Below are 22,180 nucleotides of genomic sequence, written 5' to 3'. Positions count from 1 at the left end.
AGGGGGCTTCCGCATAGGGCGTCCCTCGCGGCGATCCCCCTCCACCATGCTGCGCATGGTCCCCCTCCCCGTTCCGGGGAGGATCAGCCGCCCAGCGCTTCGACCAGCGCCTTGACCTTCTGCTGGCGCCATTGCGGCAGCGGGGCGACCAGCCAATATCCCATACGCGACGGCACCGCCTCGCCGGTCGCGACCACCCGCCCCGCGGCCAGATCGCGTTCGGCCAGCAGTTGCGGTACGATCGCATGGCCCAAGCCCGCCGCCACCGCGTCGATGGCGAGGCCTGCATCGGTCACGCGGACCAGTGGTGCGCCTTCCTCCGGTGCCCCCGGCCAGGCGATCAGCGGTGCGTCGGCGGGCCCGATCGGAATCATCCCGTCCGACTCGATCGCCTCGCCCTCCAGCCCGCCGGGACCGTCACCCCAGCGAATGGCGAGGTCGAGATTGGCCTCGGTGAAGTCCAGCCCTTCGTCCGACGCAATCAGCGAAAAGCGCAGATCGGGGTCGTTCGCGGCGATGGCGGCAAGGCGCGGCATCAGCCATTTCTCGGTCACGTCGCGCGGCGCGGCAATGGTCAGCGACTTGGACGACTGGCCCGCCTGCATCGCGCGCACCGCATCCTCGAATTGCAGGAAGCCCGCCCGCAGCGGCGCGAGTCCCGCCTCGGCCTCGGGCGTCAGTTCCAGCCCGCGCGTGGTGCGCCGGAACAGCACGACGCCCAGCGTATCCTCCAGCGCGCGAATCTGCTGGCCGACCGCCGCCGGGGTTACCGCGAGCTCGTCGGCGGCGCGGGTGAAGCTCAGATGGCGCGCGGCGGCGTCCAGCACGCGCAGGCCGTTGAGCGGAAGATGCGTGCGCTTCATGTTTCCACCGCCGGGGCGATGAGCGCGAAATGCGGAATGGCGACGTCGAAGGTCACGCCGTCCGCGCCGACCATGCGATAGCTGCCCTGCATCGCGCCGCTGGTCGTCGCCAGCGGACAGCCCGAGACATAATCGTAAGCGGCGCCCGGCTGGATCACCGGCTGTTCGCCGACCACGCCCTCGCCCTCGACCGAGTGGCGGGCACCGCGCGCGTCGGTGATGATCCAGCGGCGGGTGAGCAGCTGAACCGGCTGGTCGCCATCATTCTCGATACGGACATGATAGGCCCAGAACCAGCGCCCGCGCTGCGGCTCGGACTGTTCGGGCAGATAGCTGACCGACACCCGAACCGTCACCGGCCCGGTGGTCAGCGCGTGGGAGAAGAGCGCCTTCACAGACCCACGACGCGCAAGGCCTGGTCGAGATCGTCGATCAGGTCGTCCGCATCCTCCAGCCCAATGTTGAGGCGCAACATCCCCTCGCCGATGCCCATTTCGACCCGCTTTTCCTCGGTCACGCCCGCATGGGTGGTCGAGGCGGGATGCGTCATCAGCGAACGCGAGTCGCCGATATTGTTGGAGATGTCGATCAACTCCAGCGCGTCGAGCAGGCCATGCGCCTGTTCGCGGCCGCCATCGAGTTCCAGCGCGAAGATGCTGCCGCCTGCCTTCATCTGGCGCATCGCCAGTTCATGCTGCGGATGGCTGGGCAGCGCGGGGCACAGGACGCGCGGAACGCGGCCTTCCAGGAAGGTCGCGACCTTCAGCGCCGATTCCGACTGGCGATGGATGCGAAGGTCCAGCGTCTCCAGACCCTTCAGCACCACCCAGGCGTTGAACGCCGACAGCGTCGGCCCGGTGTTGCGGGTGAAGGGCAGCAGCGTGTTGGTGATGAAGTCCTCGGTCCCGCACACCGCGCCTGCCAGCACACGCCCCTGCCCGTCCATCATCTTGGTGGCGGAATAGGCCGTCACATCCGCGCCGAAATCCATCGGCCGCTGGAGCGCCGGGGTCGCAAAGGCATTGTCGACGACCGTGGTGATGCCGCGCTCGCGCGCGATGGCGCAGATCGCCTCCAGGTCCGCCACGTCCATCGTCGGATTGGCGGGCGTTTCGAAGAAGAAGACCTTCGTCTCGGGGCGCACCGCGTCCAGGAACGCCTGCGGGTCGCGCGCGTCGACGACGGTGGTGGCGATGCCGAACTTCGGGAGCAGCGTGTCGGTCAGCCAGCGGCACGACCCGAACGCCGCGCGACCGCCGACCAGATGGTCGCCCGCCTGCAACTGGCAGAGCAGCACCGCGGTCATCGCCGCCATGCCCGACGCCATGGTGCGGCACGCCTCGGCGCCTTCGAGGAGGGCGATCCGCTGTTCCAGCATCTCGACGGTCGGGTTCTGGAGGCGGGAATAGGTCATCCCCTCCTGCTCGCCCGCAAACCGCGCCGCCGCGTCCCCTGCCCGGTCGTAGCAATAGCCGGAGGTCAGGAAGAGTGCCTCGGAGGTTTCGCCATATTCCGACCGCGCGGTGCCGCCGCGCACGGCCTGCGTCGCGGGGCGCCACCCAGAGGTGATCGAACGGTCCTGGCCAGTCTTACGCTTCATGCCCGTTCATTTGCCGATCCGGGCAGCGGGGTTCAAGGATATTCGGAAACGCCCGCGATATGTCAGTGTTACGCCAGCGGAACGGAAAAGCGCCCGATCCGGTTATTCGCTCCAGTTCCAACAGGGAGAATAATCATGAAGATCCGCATCGGCCTGCTGATGGCCGCCAGCCTGGTGTCGCTGTCCGCCTGCAACGGCAAGGGCACCGACAAGCTGGCCGAGAATGTCGAAAAGGCCGCCGACAACCGTGCCGACGGCATGGAGGATCAGGCCGACACGCTGCGCAACCAGGCCAAGATGCTGGACAAGCAGGCGGAAAAGACCCGCGACTATGCCGAGGACCGCGCCGACGCGATCAAGGCGGCAGATGTCAACGCCGCCGCTATGAGCCCCGAGCAGCGCGAGGCGATCGTCGCGAACCAGGCGGCGGCTGTCCGCTAAGGCGCCCGCCCCTCCACCACCCGGCTCCGCCGGGTGGTCCCCCTCCCCAAGCACAGCTTGGGGAGGATTTTATCGCCCCATTCCTCCCCATCTCCGATGGGGAGGGGGACCATCGCGAAAGCGATGGTGGAGGGGCAAGCCGCCGCTTACTGCGCCTCGCGGTGGTTCGTCACCTTGCCATAGATCGGCTTGTCCACCGTGGTCAGCTTGTCGCTCGCATCCCCGGTCAGGTCGAAGAACAGCACCCGGTTGCCCCCCGCCTTCAGCCAAGGAGCTGGCGTATAGAGCGTATGCACCGGCCCGATGCTCCAGAAGCGGCCGAGATTATGGTCGTTCAGCCACAACTGCCCCTTATGCGCGCCGCGCATGTCGAGATAGGTGTCGCCGGGCTTCGCCACCGTCATCTCCGACTCATAGAAACATGGCCCGCTGCACGGCGTGGCCGACAGCTTGAGCGACGCCAGATTGTCCATCGGCAGGCGGAACATCTGCCAGTCGCTGAGCGGCCGTCCGGCCAGCGTCACCGCGCCGGTCAGACCCGTCTGTTCGGTGCGGATCGCGTGGGAATAGTTCACCCGGCCGGTATTCTCGACCAGTATGTCGAGCGTCGCGGGCTTCGCGCGAGCGGGCAACTCGACCGTCTCCTGATCGAGCCGCCGGTCGAGCGTACCGACCAGCGCCTTGTCCAGATAGACCTGGGCATAGCTATGCATGCCCTTCAGCGTCAGCGTCTGTGCTGGCCCCGCCGGAACCGCGACGCGGTAGAGGACATAGCCATAATTCTGGTCGAGTTCCTCGAAGGTCTTTGGCTGGGCCGCGCGCACCGGCGCGGGCAGATTGTCCCAAAGCGAGGCGCTGCGCCGCACCGCCGACACCGGGAAGGTCGTCGCGACCGTGGGCGCGGGCGTGGGTGCGGCGGGCTTGCCCGTCACTTCGGCGATGGCGGCGGCGATCAGACCGTATTTATAGCGCGGATTGCCCGCCTCATCGATCGGCGCGTCATAGTCATAGCTGGTCGTGTCGGGGTGATAGTCCTTGCCGGTGTGCGAATCCGCGCCGTTCATCCAGCCGAAGGTGGTGCCGCCATGCACCATGTAGAGCGAGATCGAATAGCCGCGCTTGAGCATATAGGCCATTTCCTCGGCCTCTTTCTTGCCGTCCGTCTCGTGGTGCTCCTCGCCCCATTTGTCGAACCAGCCCGCCCAATATTCGCCGACCATGCGCAGGCCGTCGGGGCGGAACGCCTCCAGCTTGGCGACCGAGCTCTGCGCGCCGCCCGAACCGAAATTGACGACCGATGGCAGGTTGGGCAGCGAACCCTTGGCCAGATCGCCGCCCTGGTTGGAGGTGAACAGGATGCCGCCACCCAGTCCGGCGCGCTTGTAGCTGGCCTCCAGCCCGCGCAAATAGGCCTTGTCGTCGCCGAACGCGCCATATTCGTTTTCCAGCTGCACCGCGACGATCGGCCCGCCATTCTTGAGCAGCAGCGGCTTCACCTCCTGCCCCAGCCGCATCAGCCAGCGGTCGACGGCGGCGGTATATTTGGGATCGGTCGAACGCAGCACGAGCTTGCGGTCCTTGAGCAGCCAGGCGGGATAGCCGCCCAGTTCCCATTCGGCGCAGACATAGGGTCCGGGGCGCAGGATCACGTCCAGCCCCTCGGCCTGGGCGTCGCGGATGAAGGCGACGATGTCGTTCTGGCCGCTAAAGTCATAGACGCCGGGACGCGGCTCATGCACGTTCCAGAAAGAATAGGTGGTGATGGTGTTCAGCCCCATCGCCTTGGCCTTGCGCAGCCGGTCGCGCCAATAGGCACGCGGGATGCGGGTATAGTGCATCTCGCCGGAGATCACCTGATGCGGCTGGCCGTTGCGCAGGAACCCCTTGCCCTTCACCTCGAAGGTCCTGGGCGGGCCGTCATTGGCGACAGGGCCTTGCGCCGACATACTTTGCGCCGAAAGGGGCGACAGCGCGCTGGCCGCCAGAATTGCGCACAAGGCCGATCGAACCGCTCGCATCACGTCACTCTCCCGTTCATTCTGTCGCATTTCGCACGGACGGGATTGGGGCGCATCGCACCCATCCCCGCTTTGGAACCATGGGTGCCATGCGAAACGGGGTTTCGTCAAATTGTCTGACGAATGAACGACCTTTATTCTCCCCGGTACGGGGAGGGGGACCGCCGCGAAGCGGTGGTGGAGGGGGCGTGCCGCATAGAAGGTCCCGTGCGGAAGCCCCCCTCCGTCAGCGCTTCGCGCTGCCACCTCCCCGTACCGGGGAGGATTTGCAAGTCACGCCGCCTTCCACATGGGCTGTGCCACCGGGGCGGGTTGGCTTCCCAGGCGGAAGCGGCCGACCTGATCGGCCATCGCGCTCGCCTCGCCCACCATTTCGCGGGCGGCGGCGGAGGCTTCCTCGACCATCGCGGCATTTTGCTGCGTGACCGAGTCGAGGTCGCCGATCGCGATCGTGATCTGCGACGCGCTGCTCGCCTGTTGCTGGGACGCGCTGGCGATGTCGCCGATCAGCGCGGCCATTTCGCTGACCTGCGCGGCGATGCGTTGCAACGTTGATCCGGCGGCGTCCACTTCCTGCACGCCCGAGCGGATCTGTGCGTCCGACGCACCGATCCGGCTCTTCACATCCTTGGCGGCATCCGCCGAGCGCTGCGCCAGCGCTCGGACTTCGCTGGCGACGACCGCGAAGCCCTTGCCCGCATCGCCCGCGCGTGCCGCCTCGACGCCCGCGTTCAGCGCCAGCAAATTGGTCTGGAACGCGATGCCGTCGATCACGCCGATGATCTCGGAAATTTCGTTGGAGGTCCGCTCGATCCCGCCCATCGCGTCCATCGCGCGCTGCACGACGACGCCGCTCTGCGCCGCATTCTCCTGCGCGGAGGCGGCGACCTGCGCAGCCTTGTTGCCGAACTGTGCGGTTTCCTGGATCGCGCTCGTCACCTGCCGCATCGCGGCGGCGGTTTCCTCCAGCGAGGCGGCCTGATGCTCGGTACGGCGCGACAGGTCACCGGCCGCCTTGCCGATCTCCAGCGCGGCGCTGTGCACCCGGCGCGAGGACGAGTCGATTGACTGGATCGATCCGCCCAGCATCTGCGCCGCCTCGTTGAAGTGCAGGCGCAGCGGCTCGTAATCATCACGGAAGGGCTTGGCGATACGGTGCGACAGATCGCCATTGGCGATGCGCGACAGTCCGTCGCCAAGTTGGTTCACCATCTCCATCGTCTCGCCCATGTCCTGGATCAGGACCAGCACATCCTGCGGCGTCACGACATGGGCGGGGATCAGGGTGACGAGAAGCCGCTCCACCTGTCCCTTGGGGTCCTGGTTCAACCATTCGAACCGGGCGAAGCCATCCCGTAGCGCCTGGCCCACCCGCTCACCGATATGCACCTCGGTCGGGCGGCCATCCGCCTGACAGGGGGCGGAGAAATCCAGCGGGTTGTGACCCAGCACCTCCGACAGGCGGCGATGATAGATCTGCTCGACGGCGGCGTTGCCCGCGATGAACTTGCCGTCCGACAACAGCAGCATGGCATCGGGCGAATGCCGGAACACCGCCAGCGCAAGCCGATCCCCCAGGCTTACATCCTTCTTGCCGAACAAACCCATCGCACCCATCCGTCCATTACCCATGTCGGTTCGACCGCCGAACGTCGGTCCCCCTCATGACCCGCTGGCCTAGCGGATAAGTCTGAAGGATGGGTTAGGGGCACCTACGGGCGACCGGGCCGAAAAATCATTGTGCCCCCCGCCCTGCCCGGCCATGACCAGGGCCATGCGTCGCCTGCTCGATCCGCTCCGTCGCCCGGTCCCGGCCCTGCTGGCGCTGTTGGTCGCCGCCCAGGCCCTGTTCAGCTGGCGGCTGACCACCCCGCACACGCTGGTGTTCGACGAGATCCATTACGTTCCCGCCGCCCGCACGCTGCTGGCGCTGGAGGGGCCGGTCAATATCGAGCATCCGCTGCTCGGCAAGACCCTGATCGCGGCGGGAATGCTGCTGTTCGGGGACGATCCGCTGGGCTGGCGCGCGCTGTCGACATGGGCCGGGACGGCGATCGTGGGGGGCGTTTTCGGCATCGTCTGGCTCATGACCCGGCGGACGCGCGCGGCGGCGATCGGAGCGGCGCTGACCATCCTCAACTTCATGGTGCTGGTGCAGGCGCGGATCGCGATGCTCGACGGGTTCATGGCGGCGTTCGTCGTGCTGGCGGTCGCGGCAATGGGCTGGGCGATGCGCGGCTCGCCTGTACAGAGCCGCTGGCGCTGGGGACTGGGGGCGGTGCTGCTGGGGCTAGCGGTTGGGACGAAATGGGCGGCGGTGCCCTATCTGGGCTATGCCGCGATCGGCTTCGTCCTGATGAAACGGCAGGATCCGAGCCGCTGGTCGGGCCTGCGCTGGTGGTCGGCCTGGGGGTTGCTCGGGATGGGCGCGGGCCTGGCCTATGCGGCGACCTTTGCGCCGGCCTTTTTCTACGCGCGCGAGCCGACGACGCTGGCCAAGCTGCTGCCCTTCCAGCTGGAGATGTATGCGCGCCAGACGCAAATTCTGCCGCCGCATCATTACCAGTCGACCTGGTGGAGCTGGCCGGTCATCGGGCGGCCGATCTGGTATTTCTATGAGATGGCGGATGGCGCCCAGCGGGGCATTTTCCTGCTCGGCAATCCGGCGGTCATGTGGGGCGGGCTGGTCGCGGTGGCGGCGTGCGCGCTCGGCTGGCTGCGGACCCGCGAGATACGGCTGGGCGTCGCGGCGGCACTGTGGATCGGCGGCTTTGCGGTCTGGGCGATCATCCCCAAGTCGCTGGGCTTCTATTATTATTATTTCCTGCCCGCGATCTGGCTGTCGGTCGCGCTGGCGGTGGCGATCGATCGCTGGCGCAGGCGGCTGCGCGATTGGGACGAGGCCTATCTGGTCGCCGTCGCCTGCCTGTTTGTCTATTTCTACCCGATCCTGACGGCCGGGGCGCTGGCGGGGCCGAAGTCCTTTGCGCGATGGACTTGGTTCATGGATTGGCGGTGAGGGTCAGGGCGTGGGCTTCGACTGCGCTCAGCCTGAACGGGTTTCAATACCAAACCCCGTTCGCACTGAGCGAAGTCGAAATGCACGCCCAGCTCTCACCTCGGTCGCTCAATACCGCCCCCACACGAACCGCGACGACAGCGCATAATTCCACACCGCGCCGATCAGCACGCCGATCAGCGCCGATAGCGCCCACTCGTTCGCGCGGGCGTCATGCAGGAAGGCCGCGACGCCGACATTGGCGATCGCCCCGACCGAACAGACCAGGCAGAAGGACACCCATCCGTCGAGCAGCGGCTTGAACCCCCGCAGACGCCGGTCGCGATAGGTCAGTGCGTTGTTCAGGAAGAAGTTGAACGTCATCGCCGCGGTCACCGCGACGATCTGGCTGGCCAGGAAGCTCGCGCCGAGCAGGATGAAGAACAGGCTGAGCACCGCCATGTGCACGCCCACGCCCAGCACGCCGATCGCCGAGAACATGGCGAAGCGCACCGGCACGACCTTGCCGAACCGCCGGTCGTACAGCGCGATCAGATATTCCATCGCCACGACATGGTCGAGCTTCGACTCGCCCTCGGTGCGCAGGCGGAAGACATAGGGCATCTCAACCGCGCGAAGCGGGCGCGGCGCGGCGCTCATGATGTCGAGCAGGATCTTAAAGCCGATCCCCGACAGATGCGGCACCGTCTCACGCGCGACCTGGGTGCGGACCATGAAGAAGCCGCTCATCGGGTCGGATAGGTTCACGTTCAACACCCGCTGCGACAATCGGGTTGCGAAGGCCGACTTGGCCACCCGGTCGCGGTCCCAGTCGCCGGTACCGCCGCCATCGACGAAGCGCGAGCCGACGACGATGTCGAGGTCCGCTTCCGTCTGCAACCGATCGAGCATCTTCGGGAGCAGCGTCTCGTCATGCTGGAGGTCGCCGTCGATCACCGCGACCACAGGCGCGGCGGTGGCGCACATCCCCTCGATACAGGCCGAAGACAGCCCGCGCCGCCCAATCCGCTGGATCACCCGGACGCGGGAATCGACCCGGCCCAGTTCACGCGCGGCCTCCGCGGTGCCGTCCGGGCTGTTGTCGTCGACGAAGATCGCCTCCCACCGCCGCCCGGCCAGCGCCTGGTCGAGCTTGGCGATGAGCACGGGCACATTGGCGCGCTCGTTGAAGGTCGGGATGACGACCGCGAGTTCGAGGAGCGCACCCATGCGGATCAGAGGCGTTCGAGGATCGCGTCGGCCATGGCGCGGGTCGACAGGCTGCCGCCCAGATCGCCTGTGCGCGCGCCCTCGCGGATCGCACCCGCCACCGCCGCGTCGATGCGGTCGGCAGCTTCGGTCAGGCCCAGCGAATGGCGCAGCATCATCGCCGACGACAGGATGGCCGCGCACGGATTCGCCTTGCCTTGGCCCGCGATGTCGGGGGCCGAACCGTGGATCGGCTCGTACAGCCCCTTGCCCGTCGCCCCCAGCGCGGCCGACGGCAGCATCCCGATCGACCCTGCGCACATCGACGCCTGGTCCGACAGGATGTCGCCGAACAGATTGCCGGTCAGGATCACGTCGAACTGGCCCGGATCGCGCACCAGTTGCATCGCGCAATTGTCGACATACATGTGGTCGAGCGCGACGTCCGGGTAATCCTTCGCCACCTCGACCACCACGTCGCGCCATAGCTGCGAGGTTTCGAGAACATTGGCCTTGTCCACCGACAACAGACGGCGGCGGCGGCGCATCGCGGTCTCGAAGCCGACGCGGGCGATCCGGGCGACCTCTTCCTCGTCATAGCGCATCAGGTCATGGCCTTCGCGCAGGCCCGCCTCGGTGGTGCCGCGCCCCTTGGCGCCGAAATAGACGTCGCCGGTCAGCTCGCGCACGATCACCATGTCGATGCGCCGCGCGATGTCGGGGCGCAGCGAGCTGGCATCCTCCAGCCCCTCGAACAGGCGCGCGGGGCGCAGATTGGCGAACAGCCCGAAGGCCTTGCGCAGGCCCAGGATCGCCTGCTCCGGCCGGTACGCCCGCTCCAGATTATCGAAGCGCGGATCGCCGACCGCGCCGAACAGCAGCGCGTCGGCGCGCCCCGCCACCTCCAGCGTCTCGGGCGGCAGCGGGTGGCCGACGGCTTCATAGGCCGCCCCGCCGACCTTGGCTTCCTCGAAGGTCAGGCCCAAGTCCAGCGCCTCCAGCACGCGCCGTGCTTCGGCGGTCACTTCCGGGCCGATGCCGTCACCGGCGAGGATCGCGATCAATGCCATGGCTGGCCCCTTCTTACCCTAGTTCGACGGGCCCTTTGCCTTAGCGGGCGGCCATCACGCAACCGCCCTTTTGAAACGATCGAACAGCCGCGCCCGGGCAGGCATCGGATCATGGCGCAAACCCGCCAGGATATCGCGCGCCAGGAAATGCGCGGTGATCCGCCCGGCGGCGAAAATCTCGGGCCAGTCCCCCACCCCACCCTCGCGCAGGAAATCGGGGAGCGGAAACAGCCGCGCCTCATAACCAAAGGCCGCCCCCACCGACACCGCCGCCCCACTCTTGGGACTCACAAAGGCCAGATCGTCCGTCCCACCGGTGACCGTGCACCGCTCCAGATCGAGCCCGAAGCCCAACTGCCCCAGCAGCAGCAGCTCGTATCGCACCAACGCCCCCGCCCAACCCCGTGCCGAGGGCGCCGACTCGATCGCGGTCAGCACCGCGTCGAGCGCGTCGTAAAGGACGGGATAGGGCTGCTCCTCGGGCAGCGCGGCGGCGGTCAGCGCGCACAGCCACTCGATCCCGGCGGCGGCCAGCGGCTCGCCATGCAGTCCGGCGCGGCTATGGCCCGGCTCGATGGTCAGCGCGGCAAGTTGCTCCACCGTCCGCGCCCGCCACTCGCCGACGATCCCGTTCCCCGGTTGCAGCACCGGCCGAAGCGCCCGCGACCGCCCGCCCCGGACATAGCCCGGCTGCACCCCGTCTTGCCGGGTCAAAGCCCGCACGATCGCCCCATGCTCGCCATGCGGCCTGACCGACAGGATGATGGCGGGGGCGACCCGGTGCATGGGAAAGGATGTAGGGGGGAATGGGGTGGGATGCTATGTCCAAGAAATAAAAAGCGGTTTTTGGCAAGGCCAAGCATGTTTCGTAAAGCAACACCACCAGCGCTGGTGAAATTCTTAGGCCACGGCGCTTTTCAGCTTGCTCGAATGACCCGCGTTACGTCACCATTCTTCAAAGCTGTCTCCACGAAAGACTGCAAAAATGGGCAGGTTGGTGAAATGATTTTGGGCTTTGTAAAAAGATCGCTGACTCGGACAGCATTGCTCACATCTTCCGTAGCAGCGCTTTCACCGCTCTCGGCGCTTCCAACACAAGAAGCCCCTTCCACCCTGCCCGCAACGTTCACCGATCGCCCGGTTTTCTGGATACCTGATACAGGATCGGGATGGATAGAGTTCGATCAGAAAAGCGATATCATTGTCATTCCCGTCGTCTTGAACGGCCACCCCACCAAGGCGATGATCGACACGGGCTCCGATCAACTTGTTGTGAGCAAGACCTATGCCGACTCCCATCATCTACCCCTGACACCTTGGGCAAAACCCGACAGTGTCGGTGGACCCACGCAACTTTACACTACGCCTTCCGTCACCTTGGATGTCGCCGCAATTCGCACCACAAAGCCCGGCGCGGTTACCGTCATGGATCTCAGCCGCTTGAACGCTATGGGCCTTGCCGATGTCGAGGTGGTGATCGGCCTGCCCATACTCGGCATCTTCGAATGGCAGGTCGATCAGGATCATCATCGTTTCCGATTGCTAAGCAGCGGATCGATCCCGATCCCTGACGGCATTCCGATCCGGGTGGGGCCGAACAACTCCCGGCTGGTCACCGACGTCTCGATCAACGGCCAGTTCGTATCCCCCACGATGATCGACACCGGCTCCGACAGCGAGGTGTCCATTTCGCCCGCTGTTGCCGAGCGGACGAGGTTCAAACCGCAGACAGATATCGCATCGGTCGGTGCCGGAGGCGTGGTCGTCCAACCCCTTGGCCGACTGACCGATTTTACGCTCGGGGCGTACAGGGTTTCAGATGCCTATGCGACGGTCGAGCACGCAAACTGGTGGGGAGCGAAAGAGATGCGGGCTTTGATCGGCATGGGCGTGCTGCGGAACTACAATGTGACGGTCGACCTGACAGCGGGACGGATGTTGCTGGAGCCACGGGTGCTGCCGTCAAAGCCAGCCTATCGAAGCACATCCGGGATACAGGGATATACCCGGAACGGACGACTATCGGTTGCCCATGTCATGAGCCGATCGCCAGCAGCCGCCGCCAAGTTGAAACCGGGCGACGAGATATGCTCCATTGATTATAAAGCCGTCTCAAAAGACTTGGTCGAAGATTATTTTGCTCACGCCGCCCCGGGAACCAAGCATCTGCTGACACTCTGCGATGGCACATCGCGGACCGTCACATTGCGCAGATTCTATTGACGGCGGCGATACGCCATCATCGGCTATGGTAAAAGTCGTACACCTGCTGCGCGACCGCCTGGCTGACCCCCGGCACTTTCTGCAAATCCTCCAGACTCGCGTTCCGTACCGCGCGCCCCGTGCCGAAGTGCATCAGCAACGCCTTCTTCCGCGCCGGGCCGATCCCCGGCACTTCGTCCAGCGGGCTCGCGCCCATCGCCTTGGCGCGCTTGTCGCGGTGGGCGCCGATCACGAAGCGGTGAACCTCGTCGCGTAGCCGCTGGAGGTAGAAGAGCAGCGGCGCGTTGACCGGCAGCATCCGTTCGCTGCCGTCCATCATGTGGAAGACCTCGCGCCCCTCGCGGCCGTGATGCGGGCCCTTGGCGACGCCGACCAGGCAGACATCCTCGATGCCCAGATCCTCCAGCACCGCCTTGGCCGCGTTGAGCTGGCCGCGTCCGCCATCGATGAGCACCAGGTCGGGCCAGGTCGCGTCGTCACGATCCGGGTTCTCCTCCAGCTGGCGGGCGAAGCGGCGGCGGAAGACTTCGCGCATCATGCCGAAATCGTCGTTGGTCGCCGCCTCGTTCCCCTTGATGTTGAACTTGCGATACTGGCCCTTCTGGAAACCCTCCGGCCCCGCCACGACCATGGCGCCAAGCGCATTGGTGCCCTGGATATGGCTGTTGTCGTAGACCTCGATCCGCTGCGGCGGTTCGGACAGGTCGAAGAAGTCGGCCACCTCGCGCAGCAGCTTGGCCTGGGTGGTCGACTCGGCCAGTCGCCGGTCTAGCGCCTCGACCGCGTTGCGCTTCGCCTGGTCGAGCAGGCGGCGGCGATCGCCCCGCTGCGGCACGGTGAGCTGTACCTTGTATCCCGCCCGCTCGCCCAGCGCCTCGGTCAGCAGCTCGCCCTCGGGCAGGTCGCGGTCGAGCAGGATCGTCTTGGCGGGCGGCACTTCCTCGTAGAATTGCATGAGGAAGCTGGTCAGCACCTCCTCCTCAGGCACATCGGTGGTGTGCGCGGGGAAGAAGCTGCGATGCCCCCAATTCTGGCCGCCGCGGATGAAAAAGGCCTGGATGCCCATCACCCCCTCGCGATTGGCGAGCGCGAAGATGTCGGCATCGCCCACGCCTTCGGCATTGATCGCCTGCGTGCCCTGGATGAAGGTCAGCGCCTTCAGCCGGTCGCGCAGGATCGCGGCCAGCTCGAAGTCCATCGCCTCGGCGGCCGCCTGCATCTGGGTGCCCAGCTTGGCCTGGACCTGGGTCGACTTGCCGCCGAGGAAGTTCTTCGCATCGGCGACCAGTTCGGCATAGGCGGCCTCGTCGATCCGGCCGACGCATGGCGCGGAGCAGCGCTTGATCTGATAGAGCAGGCACGGCCGGTCGCGGCCCTTGAAAAAGCTGTCGGTGCACGAGCGGAGCAGGAACAGCTTTTGCAACGCGTTCAGCGTGTTGTTGACGCTGCCCGCACTGGCGAAGGGGCCGTAATAATTGCCGACCGCCCGCCTGGCGCCGCGATGTTTCTGGATGCGCGGGAAGTCGTGGTCGTTGCGCAGCAGGATGAAGGGAAAGCTCTTGTCGTCGCGCAGCAGGACGTTGAAGGCCGGGCGGTAGCGCTTGATCAGCTGCGCCTCGAGCAGCAGCGCCTCGGCCTCGTTGTTGGTCGTGACGATGGTCATCGACCGGGTCTGCGCGACCATGCGTTGCAGGCGCTTCGGCAGGCGGTCGACCTGGGTGTAGTTGGCGACGCGGTTCTTCAGCGCGCGGGCCTTGCCGATATACAGCACGTCGCCGCGCGCATCCTGCATCCGGTACACGCCGGGGCGCAGCGGCAACGTCGCCAGGACGTTGCGGATCGCCGCCACCCCCGCCTTCAGATCGGGCGCATCGGCCCCGCGTAAGGTGAAGGTGGATTTCTCTTCGTTGAAGCGGTCGACGGGAGGCTCGGACATTGGGTGCGATTTAGGATCGCCGAAGGCGGATCGCTACCCTGTCAGGGTGTTTGGTTCACACGAAGCCGCGAAGACGCGATGGTTTTTTTGATCGCGCAGAGGCGCGGAGGACGCAGAGGCGTTCCGAACGTGGCGATCGAGAGACCTTCTTCTCCCTCCGCTCTCTGCGCCTCCGCGCGAACCATCTTCTTCGTGTCTCAGCGGCTTCGCGCGAACGTAACCTTACCCCTGCGCGAACAGCTTGGTGCCCATCACGCCGATGACGGTCAGCACCATGAAGCCCGCCTGGATCGGCGCGATCTTGTCGCCGAACACGATGGCCCCGCCGATCACCACGCCGACCGCGCCGAGCCCGGTCCACACCGCATAAGCCGTGCCCGCCGGAAGCCCGCGCATGGCGAGCGCGAGCAGGCCCATATTCACGAAGCTAAGGATGATCGGCACGCTCGATGCCTGCCAGGTGGCGACGGTCGCTGCCCATTTCAGGCTGAGCGCCCAGCAAATCTCGGTAATCACGGCAATGCCCAGAATGACCCATGCCATCGGAAGCGTCTCCTTTGTCACGGGCTCAAGGATGGGCATCGTCGCCGGAAACCCGGAAGAGACGGCGATGCGGGCCTGCCCTGAGGGCGGGCTAAGTGTTGTGGGGCTTCGGCCCCTCCACCACCGGGCTTTGCCCGGCGGTTCCCCTCCCCAAGCAGAGCTTGGGGAGGAATGCGTTTCCCCACCCTCCGTTCAGGCTGAGCGAAGTCGAAGCCCACGCACCGCCCTATCCCCGCGCGGAGAAGAGCGATTCCCTTGGGCTTCGACTTCGGCGCTATGCGCCGAAGTTTATCCAGAGCGGCTGGCTTGCCAGCCAGCCGAAGGGCTCAGCCTGAACGGAGGCTTGGAAAGCTCCAAAAACGACCGAACCGCGCCTCGGGCCAACCCGAAGCGCGGTCCTGTTTCCGGCCCGAAAGCCGATCAGTTCGGGCGACCGAGCCCCGAGATAGTGCGGTCGATCATCGCACGATCCGCATCGGCCGAGTGATGCTCGGCGATCAGCAGACCCGCAGCCTTGGCGGCAGCCTCGGCGGCACGAGCACGAACCTCGGCCAGCGCAGCGCGCTCGGCGGCGGCGATCTTGTCCTCGGCCATCTTGGCGCGACGCTCCATCAGCGCCTCGGCATCGGCCTTGGCCTTGCTGAGCAGCTGACCCGCTTCATGCTGGGCCTGGGCGCGCATCGCCTCGGCATCGGCATGGGCGGCCTTCGCCTTGGCCTCATATTCGGCCTTCAGCGTCTCGGCTTCCTGACGCAGCTTGTTCGCTTCGTCGAGCTGGGCGCGGATCCCGGCGATCTTCTGGTCGAGCGAACGACCGATCATCGACGGGACCTTCTTCACCAGCATGCCGATCAGCACGACCAGAGCGGCGAGCGCCACCCAGCCGGTCGAATCGAAACCCAGCGCCGTCGGGCTGGGCGCGTGATGCTCGGCCTCGGCGGCTGCGACCGTGTTACCGGTCAGGCCGTCGCCTTCGCGGATCGGCTTCTGCGTCATGCCTTCGGCCGACGCCGCGTCCGCCAGGTTCTGCGCGACCAGCGCATCGGCATTGGCCGCGGTACCGTTTGCGGAATGATTAGCCATGCGCGCTTACCTTTCGCACCGCGTCGGCCGCCGCATCCTCGCCCACCTGGACGCCGGACAGCTTGACGACGAGATCGCGCGCGGCCTCGGCCGCCACGGACTGAAGATTGGCCATCGCCTCGGCCTTGGCATTGGCGATCGCCAGGTCATGATGACCCAGGCGTTCGGCCAGGTCGGCATCGGCCGCCTTCACCTGCGCCTCGAAAGCATGGGTGGCCCGCGCCTTAGCGGCGTTGGTTTCCGCCATCGCGGCGACACGGGCGGCGTCCATTTCGGAGCGCCATGCCGCCTCGACCCGGTCGGCCTCGGCCCGCGCGGCCTCCGCCGCCGCCAGATCGCCGGCGATACGGCCTTCGCGAGCGTCGACGGTCGCCTGAATCTTGGGCACCATCCCACGACCGACCACGAAATACAGCAGGCCGAACGTGATGAGGAGCCAGAAGATCTGCGACGCATAGGTCGCACTGATCTGTGCTATCTGGGGCATGGAGTCCTCGTTGCCATATCAACCGGGCGCATCGTCAGCGACACGCCCGGCCGATCCGAATGATTAGGCGACGAACACCAGGATGATCATCGTCACGAAGGCGAGCAGGCCCAGAAGCTCGGCACCGGCGAAACCGATGAAGAGGCGGCCCTGCTGGCTGTCCGCCGCGCCCGGATTGCGCAGCGCGCCTTCGAGGAACTTGGCGAACACGTTGCCCACGCCGAGCGAGGCGATGCCCATGCCGATAGCGGCCAGACCGGCACCGATCAGCTTCGCGGCTTCTGCGTCCATTTCAATCACTCCAGTTCAAAAAGGGTCGTTTGGGTATTCAAGTCGGCGGCGCGCCCGCCTGCCCGATCCGGCCGTACCGGATCAGTGCAGGTTGACGGCGTCGTTCAGATAAACCGAGGTCAGCAGCGCGAAGACATAGGCCTGGATCGCGGCGACCAGCAGTTCGAGAAGCGTGATGCCGATCATCAGCAGGAAGCTCGGCAGGGTGATGAGCGCGGCATAACCCGGGCCCATGTTGATGCCGTTGATGACGAAGGCGGCGAGAACCTTCAGCAGGATGTGCCCCGCGGTCATCGCGACGAACAGTCGCAGACCCAGCGAGAAGGGGCGCACCAGGAAGCTCATCAGCTCGACCACGAAGATCAGCGGAATCATCAGCTTGGGCGTGCCGTGCGGCACGAACAGCGCGAAGAAGTGAAAGCCGTGACGACCGAAGCCGACGATCAGCACGATCGCGAACGAGATGACGGCGAGCACGCCGGTCACGGTCAGATGGCTGGTCACGGTGAAGGGATGGACACCCGGCACGACACCGAAGGGCAGCAGGCCTAGGATGTTGGCGAACAGGATGAACATGAACAGCGAGAAGACATAGGGCAGGAAGCGTTTGCCTTCCGGGCCGATGTTCGACGTCAGCATCGAATTGACGAAGCCGGTAAAGCCCTCGACCGCCGCCTGCCAGCGACCGGGCACCAGATCGCGCTTCATCCCGCCGATCATGAAGATCCACAGCGCGACCAGCGTCGCCACCATCCACAAAGCGGAATTGGTGAAGGAAAGGTCGTAGCCGCCGACCACCCAGTGCCGACCGAGCACCGGCTCGATCAGGAACTGGTGCATCGGATCAATCTTGCCGCCCGATTCTGCCGCCACGCTGCTTCGTTCCCACATATGACGAACGCCCGGTTACTCCGGGCGCTCACCAGAAATCCGAATGATCTGCCTGAACGCCACGCCGATCCCCAGGAACAGCATCACGATCAGGGCCCAGGGTGCGGTGCCGAACCAGCGGTCGAAAAGCCAGCCGATCAACGCACTGCCGACAAGACTTCCGATCAGCGCGGAGATGACGCGACTGCCCTGGGAATAACCCCTGTCGGCATCCACCTTCACCCCCTGCCGCGCTGCGCCGTCCGCTTTCGCCTTGGCCAATCGCTGATCCAGCGCGGCCAGACGCGGATCGTCCGCATCGCCAAAGTCCTGTCCGGGTTCCTTCTCCGCCACGCAGCCACCCTCACCTGATTTCGTCACCGAAGGGGAGAATGCGCGCGAACGGCGAGCGACCCCGCCAAGGCGAGGCCCGTTTAGAAAGCCCCTCCCCCCAAGTCAACCGCCTGGGGGTTGGGTTGTGACAGATGTGTTAAGCATTGTTGCCGGGGAGTGACAGCGCCCCCTTGTTCTTCTCCCCTTTATTCCTCCCCTCCCGCAGGCGGGAGGGGTTGGGGGAGGGCTGGCGCTGTCGGCGAGCGATGAATTCGATCGAGAGGTTTCAAGCGCGCCTCCAACATGCTCGCCTGATCGCTACCGGACTCCCCTCCCCCGGCCCCTCCCGCCTGCGGGAGGGGAGTAAGAAGGGGCATTACACGCAGGCCGGGGCGCGTTCCGGGGCCGCGCCGGTGCGGGTCTTCCACACGCCTTCGGGCGTCTTGTACTTCTCGCCGCTCGCGGTCTGCGCGATCAGGTTGCAGCCGCTGGTGAAGGCCATCTGCTCGACGGTCGCGCCGCTGGCCTGCGCCTTTTGGGTATAGGCGGCCTTGCGCTGGATGTTGATGCTGTTGACCAGCGTGCGCAGCGCGGGCGTCGCGCTGCCGACGATGCCCAGATAGCCGTCGGGCTGCTCGCCCACCAAGCCCTCGGCGCGCGCGGCGGCATAGGCCGGATCGCGCTGCGCCATTGCCATGCCGGACACGCCCAGCAGCGCCACCGCACCGAGCGCCAGGATCACCGTCTTTGCCTTCATGATTAGAATATCCCCGGATTCTGCTGGATCAGCGATTTGGCCTCGCCATCCAGGCGATATACCACTTCCTGCGTCACATTGATGTTCAGATTGATCTCGATCGGCTTGTCCGGCGCGGAGATGTTGACGCATCCTCCGCCGAGCAGGGTCAGCGCGACCGGCATCCATCGTGTCATCCCCAAGATCGGCATTCTGTCCTGCATTTTCAATCCTGTTACGGTCATGGCACGGTCTCGCTTGCCGAAGGCTGAATGGCGGGTTTGACGGTGGCGGGCGGTGCGGCCCGCTTGTTCTGTTCGTCCAGAAGGGCGGGTAGGTTGCGCTGGATCAGGCGGCGCGGGTCGTAGAAGGACTGCGCCGAATCAAGCAGCCCGCGGAAGGGCGCCTTGATCCGCACGTTGAAGATGAAGGGCAGCTTCTGCAGCCGCCGGATGATGAAATTGGACTTGGCGCCCTTGCCCTGGCTGATCCCGGCGAAGCGCACGTCGGTCACCATCTCGCCCGCCAGCGGCCCGTTCATGTCGATCCGCAAGGACCGATAGTTGAGCGAACGCAGCGCCCCGAACGCCAGATTGCCCCAGAAGCCCAGATTTTTCTGACTGATCTCACCCAGATAGGCGATGCTTCCGCCACCGGGTCGCACGATCAGCCGCCCGCCCTCGATCCGCCCGCCGCGTTCGTCGAAGATCATGGGCAGGGTGCCGTCGAAAACGCCCGTCGCGTTCAGATTCTGGAAGTCGAACTGGAGCAGGAACTGGTCGGCCGCCGCCCCCTCGACATGGAAGGTCATGCGCCGCTCGACCGGCTGCGAGAAGTCGAGCAGCGTCGGGTCGAGGGTCAGGGTGCCGCCCGCAAAGGGCCAGCGACCGCTCTCCACCTTCACGCGTGACCCGGACAGCGTCTGGTAGCGGATGACGCCGTTCGTCACCTGGATGCCCGGGTTGATCGTCTTGACCGTCGCCACCTGCCCCGGTGCGCTTTCCAGCGCGAGCAGATCGGTAAAATTGATCGTCCCCACAATGCCGCTGACCGGGCCAAGTGCGGCGGCGAGGTCGATCCCGTCGGTGCCGAATCGCCCGGTCGAGCGCACACCGTCGGCGTCCCAGGCGATATGGCCCGTCCCGTTGACCGGCCCGCGCACATCCTCGATCACGCCTTTCGTCACCGGGGTCAGCAATTCCGGCTGGAACTCCTTTGTGAAAGTGATGCCGGGGACCGTCAGGTCCGCCTCGCCCGCGCCCTTGTCGAGCGCATGGGTGATGGTGACATCGGCGACCTTCACATTCTTCGTCGGCTCGAACAGCGTGCCCTTGGCGTCGATCCGGCTGCCCACCAGCGTCAGCGTGACGTCGCGCGCCGCCATGGGCAGGAAGCGCGGCGAATCGGCGCGCGCGTCGCGCACCTGAAGCGCGCCGTTCAGGGTCAGCACGCCGCCCTTCAGTTGCCAGTCGCCTTGCGCCTCCCCGAGCAGCAGCGGCACCTGCCCGACCTGCCCCGCGCCGCCGGTGAACTGGCCCGCGATACCTTGCGGCGTGATCCGGCCGGTCAGTTCGGCCGCATCGATCCGGGTCGGCGATTCGGGGCGGCCGATGCTGGACTGCACGCCGGTCAGGGTGAAGCTGCGGTCGGCCAGCGCGAAGCGGGTGGTCGTCGCCGCCAGCGCCAGCGGGCTGCTACCGATCTGCCCGACCAGCTTGGTCGCCCCCAGCTGCGCCCCGCCGCCCAGCCTTGCCCCGTCCAGCCGAACCAGCGCGCCATCCAGCGGACATAGCCGCACGCCCACCCGCGCCAGCCGCAGCCCCGACAGCGCCAGCCGGTCGATCGCCAGCGGCTGGCAGGTCGGATTGACGAGCAACCGCCGCCCGCCGTCCCAGCGCGCCGCGATCGGCAGGACCAGCCCGTCGATCCGCCCGCCGCTGATCGGCCCGGACAATGCGACGCGGGTCGTCACCTGGGTCTCGCCATTGGCGGCGGAGCGGAACACCATCCGGTCGAACGCCAGGGCCGCCCCGCCCGCTTCGTAGCGGGCCAGCTCGGCGGTGCCGCGTATCGGCTGTTTCGGGCCATCCTGTTGCAGCGTCGCACGCAGGCCGGGCAGACCGCCGCCGCCCATGGCGAGCCGCGTATCGATGCGCAGCCCCCGCGCATCATAGGCCAGGCCGGAGCCGCCCGCGAAGGCGAGCCGTCCGCCGCTGGCCGAGGCGATAGTCAGGCGCGGCACCCGCACCGCAAAGCCGGGGCCTCGCGGCCCCCGATCGCTATCGATCGCCAGCGCCATGTCGGCGGCGAAGCGCCGCCCGGCCCGGCCGACCGCCTGAACCATGGCGCGCACCACCGGCCCGACCGGCGTACCCGCTGCCGCCTCCCCCGCCTTCAGCACGGGGGCGAGGGCCGTGGCCGACGCCTGTGCGCCGCTTAACTGCGCCTGGCCGTCGAAGCGGGTGGTCGGGCCGACCAGATAGCGGCCCGCGACCATCGCCCGCTCGGCCCGACCGAAATGCGCCGCCACGTTGCGCGCGGTGACCTGCATCCGGCCCTGCGTGCCCTTGGGCGTGCCCGAAAAGTCCAGCTGCCCGTCGATCGCCGCGGCGGCGATGACGGGATGGCGGATCGCGCCGCTGCCGACCGAGGCGCGCCCCTGCCAGCGGTCGAGCGCCGCGCCGAAGGTCACGTCGACCCGCGCCGCCAGATCGGCGACCGCCACCTCACCGCAGCGCAGATTGCCCAGCCGCAGCGGCCCGGTCAGCGTCGGCTGCTCGCGCACCACCCGCACGCGCAATGGCGCGGCCAGCCCGGTGGCGACGCAATCGCCCATCACCAACCGGGGGGCCACCGCCGCCAGCCGCCCGGTAAAGCCGTCGCTCAACACGCCCTGCCCCGACACGCTGAGCCCGATGGCCCCGTGCGGCGTATCAAGCCGGATGCCGCCATCCTGCACGATCACGTCGAGCTTGGGCAGCTGGAATGGCGTGCCCGAGGAGCCTGCCCCGCCCATCAGCTTGTCGAGCGTACCCAGGCTGATCCGCCCGTCGACCAGCCGTCCGCGCAGGCGAACGCGCCCGGCACGCACCCCCGTCACTTCCGGGCCCGACAGGGTCATGCGGGTCCGCGTCTCCATCCAGTCGGCGACCAGATCGGGATGGCGCGGATCGCCCATCACCACATCGGTCAGCCGCTGGCGGCCAAAACCCAGGTCGGAAATTTTGTAGCGCGCAGGCACGCCGCGCTTCGCCAGTTCGCGGTCCAGCACATGCCCGGCCAGCGGCTTTCGCTCGATCCACAGCGCGACCAGCGCGACGAGGATGACAAGGGCGATGGCGATCAGCGTGAATTGCAGGCGGCGGAAACGCCGGGTGGGGCTCGCGACCGGGGTCACGCGCGTCTCGATCTCCTCGCTCGCGCCCTCCACCCCGATGCCACTCCCTCGCTCTCGGCCCATGTCATAGCCGCCGGTTCTC

Annotated in this window: 21 protein-coding genes; 3 read left to right on the top strand and 18 right to left on the bottom strand. The window is 66.7% G+C overall.

Annotated elements, in window-relative coordinates; translation table 11 throughout:
• Positions 1–83: 83 nt before the first annotated feature.
• Genes AC1GI4_RS14550 through AC1GI4_RS14540 form a run of 3 tightly spaced genes read right to left on the bottom strand, consistent with a single transcriptional unit; the run spans position 84 to position 2,463 of the window.
• Complete coding sequence (locus tag AC1GI4_RS14550; protein ID WP_479629972.1) at positions 84–863, bottom strand: LysR family transcriptional regulator; 780 nt, start codon at positions 861–863, stop codon at positions 84–86.
• The gene (apaG, locus tag AC1GI4_RS14545; RefSeq protein WP_433911274.1) at positions 860–1,258 is read right to left on the bottom strand and encodes a Co2+/Mg2+ efflux protein ApaG; all 399 of its coding nucleotides are present in this window, start codon (positions 1,256–1,258) and stop codon (positions 860–862) included. Before apaG ends, AC1GI4_RS14550 begins: the two co-directional genes overlap by 4 nt.
• On the bottom strand, positions 1,255–2,463 hold the full coding sequence (locus AC1GI4_RS14540; RefSeq protein ID WP_294273343.1) for a trans-sulfuration enzyme family protein: 1,209 nt from the start codon (positions 2,461–2,463) through the stop codon (positions 1,255–1,257). Before AC1GI4_RS14540 ends, apaG begins: the two co-directional genes overlap by 4 nt.
• 135 nt (positions 2,464–2,598) lie before the next feature.
• Between AC1GI4_RS14540 and AC1GI4_RS14535 the strand changes: the two genes are divergently transcribed.
• A complete protein-coding gene (locus tag AC1GI4_RS14535) occupies positions 2,599–2,904 on the top strand; it encodes a hypothetical protein (RefSeq protein WP_479629971.1) in 306 nt (101 codons plus the stop codon).
• 146 nt (positions 2,905–3,050) lie between these two features.
• Here AC1GI4_RS14535 and AC1GI4_RS14530 read toward each other — a convergent pair whose 3' ends face one another.
• Positions 3,051–4,922, bottom strand: a complete 1,872-nt coding sequence (locus tag AC1GI4_RS14530) for a glycoside hydrolase family 35 protein (RefSeq protein WP_479630425.1) — start codon at positions 4,920–4,922, stop codon at positions 3,051–3,053.
• Positions 4,923–5,195: 273 nt separating this feature from the next.
• Positions 5,196–6,530: a methyl-accepting chemotaxis protein gene (locus tag AC1GI4_RS14525; RefSeq protein ID WP_479629970.1), complete on the bottom strand. Its 1,335-nt coding sequence runs from the start codon at positions 6,528–6,530 to the stop codon at positions 5,196–5,198.
• A 166-nt stretch (positions 6,531–6,696) separates the two neighbouring features.
• Between AC1GI4_RS14525 and AC1GI4_RS14520 the strand changes: the two genes are divergently transcribed.
• Entirely contained in the window at positions 6,697–7,941 is a 1,245-nt protein-coding gene (locus AC1GI4_RS14520) for a phospholipid carrier-dependent glycosyltransferase (RefSeq protein WP_479629969.1), read from the top strand.
• A 108-nt stretch (positions 7,942–8,049) separates the two neighbouring features.
• On the opposite strand, the gene AC1GI4_RS14515 is transcribed toward AC1GI4_RS14520, so the two are convergent.
• Genes AC1GI4_RS14515 through recO form a run of 3 tightly spaced genes read right to left on the bottom strand, consistent with a single transcriptional unit; the run spans position 8,050 to position 10,985 of the window.
• Positions 8,050–9,150, bottom strand: coding sequence for a glycosyltransferase family 2 protein (locus AC1GI4_RS14515; protein WP_479629968.1), 1,101 nt, complete (start codon positions 9,148–9,150; stop codon positions 8,050–8,052).
• Between the two features lie 5 nt (positions 9,151–9,155).
• Positions 9,156–10,199, bottom strand: coding sequence for a 3-isopropylmalate dehydrogenase (gene leuB, locus AC1GI4_RS14510; protein ID WP_479629967.1), 1,044 nt, complete (start codon positions 10,197–10,199; stop codon positions 9,156–9,158).
• Positions 10,200–10,253: 54 nt separating this feature from the next.
• Complete coding sequence (recO, locus tag AC1GI4_RS14505) at positions 10,254–10,985, bottom strand: DNA repair protein RecO (RefSeq protein WP_479629966.1); 732 nt, start codon at positions 10,983–10,985, stop codon at positions 10,254–10,256.
• A 75-nt stretch (positions 10,986–11,060) separates the two neighbouring features.
• Here recO and AC1GI4_RS14500 point away from each other — a divergent pair, with 75 nt between their 5' ends.
• Positions 11,061–12,422: an aspartyl protease family protein gene (locus AC1GI4_RS14500; protein ID WP_479629965.1), complete on the top strand. Its 1,362-nt coding sequence runs from the start codon at positions 11,061–11,063 to the stop codon at positions 12,420–12,422.
• 16 nt (positions 12,423–12,438) lie between these two features.
• On the opposite strand, the gene uvrC is transcribed toward AC1GI4_RS14500, so the two are convergent.
• The 10 genes from uvrC to AC1GI4_RS14450 form a co-directional block, all read right to left on the bottom strand.
• On the bottom strand, positions 12,439–14,358 hold the full coding sequence (gene uvrC, locus AC1GI4_RS14495) for an excinuclease ABC subunit UvrC (RefSeq protein WP_479629964.1): 1,920 nt from the start codon (positions 14,356–14,358) through the stop codon (positions 12,439–12,441).
• 222 nt (positions 14,359–14,580) lie between these two features.
• A complete protein-coding gene (locus tag AC1GI4_RS14490) occupies positions 14,581–14,901 on the bottom strand; it encodes a DMT family transporter (RefSeq protein WP_042484285.1) in 321 nt (106 codons plus the stop codon).
• A 420-nt stretch (positions 14,902–15,321) separates the two neighbouring features.
• Complete coding sequence (locus tag AC1GI4_RS14485; protein ID WP_479629963.1) at positions 15,322–15,984, bottom strand: F0F1 ATP synthase subunit B family protein; 663 nt, start codon at positions 15,982–15,984, stop codon at positions 15,322–15,324.
• Entirely contained in the window at positions 15,977–16,471 is a 495-nt protein-coding gene (locus AC1GI4_RS14480) for a F0F1 ATP synthase subunit B family protein (RefSeq protein ID WP_294273376.1), read from the bottom strand. The genes AC1GI4_RS14485 and AC1GI4_RS14480 overlap by 8 nt, the downstream gene beginning before the upstream one ends.
• Before the next feature lie 63 nt (positions 16,472–16,534).
• On the bottom strand, positions 16,535–16,762 hold the full coding sequence (locus AC1GI4_RS14475; RefSeq protein ID WP_007406947.1) for a F0F1 ATP synthase subunit C: 228 nt from the start codon (positions 16,760–16,762) through the stop codon (positions 16,535–16,537).
• A gap of 81 nt (positions 16,763–16,843) precedes the next feature.
• On the bottom strand, positions 16,844–17,635 hold the full coding sequence (locus tag AC1GI4_RS14470; RefSeq protein ID WP_230481902.1) for a F0F1 ATP synthase subunit A: 792 nt from the start codon (positions 17,633–17,635) through the stop codon (positions 16,844–16,846).
• 33 nt (positions 17,636–17,668) lie between these two features.
• Complete coding sequence (locus AC1GI4_RS14465; protein WP_042484278.1) at positions 17,669–17,986, bottom strand: AtpZ/AtpI family protein; 318 nt, start codon at positions 17,984–17,986, stop codon at positions 17,669–17,671.
• Between the two features lie 355 nt (positions 17,987–18,341).
• Positions 18,342–18,722 (bottom strand): YdbL family probable chaperone protein, encoded by a 381-nt coding sequence (locus tag AC1GI4_RS14460; protein WP_076711475.1) that lies wholly within the window; start codon positions 18,720–18,722, stop codon positions 18,342–18,344.
• A gap of 2 nt (positions 18,723–18,724) precedes the next feature.
• Positions 18,725–18,898 (bottom strand): YnbE family lipoprotein, encoded by a 174-nt coding sequence (locus AC1GI4_RS14455; RefSeq protein WP_479629962.1) that lies wholly within the window; start codon positions 18,896–18,898, stop codon positions 18,725–18,727.
• 44 nt (positions 18,899–18,942) lie between these two features.
• The gene (locus AC1GI4_RS14450; protein ID WP_479629961.1) at positions 18,943–22,131 is read right to left on the bottom strand and encodes an intermembrane phospholipid transport YdbH family protein; all 3,189 of its coding nucleotides are present in this window, start codon (positions 22,129–22,131) and stop codon (positions 18,943–18,945) included.
• Between the last annotated feature and the right edge of the window lie 49 nt (positions 22,132–22,180).

The sequence above is a fragment of the Sphingomonas sp. 77B genome, from assembly GCF_056497825.1.
This window is presented reverse-complemented; position numbering and strand designations above follow the sequence as displayed.

Bases quoted from the DNA above. Each gene is read 5' to 3' on its own strand.
- recO (WP_479629966.1), bottom strand. From the start codon at position 10,985: ATGCACCGGGTCGCCCCCGCCATCATCCTGTCGGTCAGGCCGCATGGC.
- AC1GI4_RS14520 (WP_479629969.1), top strand. From the start codon at position 6,697: ATGCGTCGCCTGCTCGATCCGCTCCGTCGCCCGGTCCCGGCCCTGCTG.
- AC1GI4_RS14500 (WP_479629965.1), top strand. From the start codon at position 11,061: ATGTTTCGTAAAGCAACACCACCAGCGCTGGTGAAATTCTTAGGCCAC.
- AC1GI4_RS14535 (WP_479629971.1), top strand. From the start codon at position 2,599: ATGAAGATCCGCATCGGCCTGCTGATGGCCGCCAGCCTGGTGTCGCTG.
- AC1GI4_RS14485 (WP_479629963.1), bottom strand. From the start codon at position 15,984: ATGGCTAATCATTCCGCAAACGGTACCGCGGCCAATGCCGATGCGCTG.
- AC1GI4_RS14515 (WP_479629968.1), bottom strand. From the start codon at position 9,150: ATGGGTGCGCTCCTCGAACTCGCGGTCGTCATCCCGACCTTCAACGAG.
- AC1GI4_RS14455 (WP_479629962.1), bottom strand. From the start codon at position 18,898: ATGACACGATGGATGCCGGTCGCGCTGACCCTGCTCGGCGGAGGATGC.
- AC1GI4_RS14530 (WP_479630425.1), bottom strand. From the start codon at position 4,922: ATGCGAGCGGTTCGATCGGCCTTGTGCGCAATTCTGGCGGCCAGCGCG.
- AC1GI4_RS14490 (WP_042484285.1), bottom strand. From the start codon at position 14,901: ATGGCATGGGTCATTCTGGGCATTGCCGTGATTACCGAGATTTGCTGG.
- uvrC (WP_479629964.1), bottom strand. From the start codon at position 14,358: ATGTCCGAGCCTCCCGTCGACCGCTTCAACGAAGAGAAATCCACCTTC.
- AC1GI4_RS14475 (WP_007406947.1), bottom strand. From the start codon at position 16,762: ATGGACGCAGAAGCCGCGAAGCTGATCGGTGCCGGTCTGGCCGCTATC.
- leuB (WP_479629967.1), bottom strand. From the start codon at position 10,199: ATGGCATTGATCGCGATCCTCGCCGGTGACGGCATCGGCCCGGAAGTG.
- AC1GI4_RS14540 (WP_294273343.1), bottom strand. From the start codon at position 2,463: ATGAAGCGTAAGACTGGCCAGGACCGTTCGATCACCTCTGGGTGGCGC.
- AC1GI4_RS14550 (WP_479629972.1), bottom strand. From the start codon at position 863: ATGAAGCGCACGCATCTTCCGCTCAACGGCCTGCGCGTGCTGGACGCC.
- AC1GI4_RS14525 (WP_479629970.1), bottom strand. From the start codon at position 6,530: ATGGGTTTGTTCGGCAAGAAGGATGTAAGCCTGGGGGATCGGCTTGCG.
- AC1GI4_RS14460 (WP_076711475.1), bottom strand. From the start codon at position 18,722: ATGAAGGCAAAGACGGTGATCCTGGCGCTCGGTGCGGTGGCGCTGCTG.
- AC1GI4_RS14480 (WP_294273376.1), bottom strand. From the start codon at position 16,471: ATGCCCCAGATAGCACAGATCAGTGCGACCTATGCGTCGCAGATCTTC.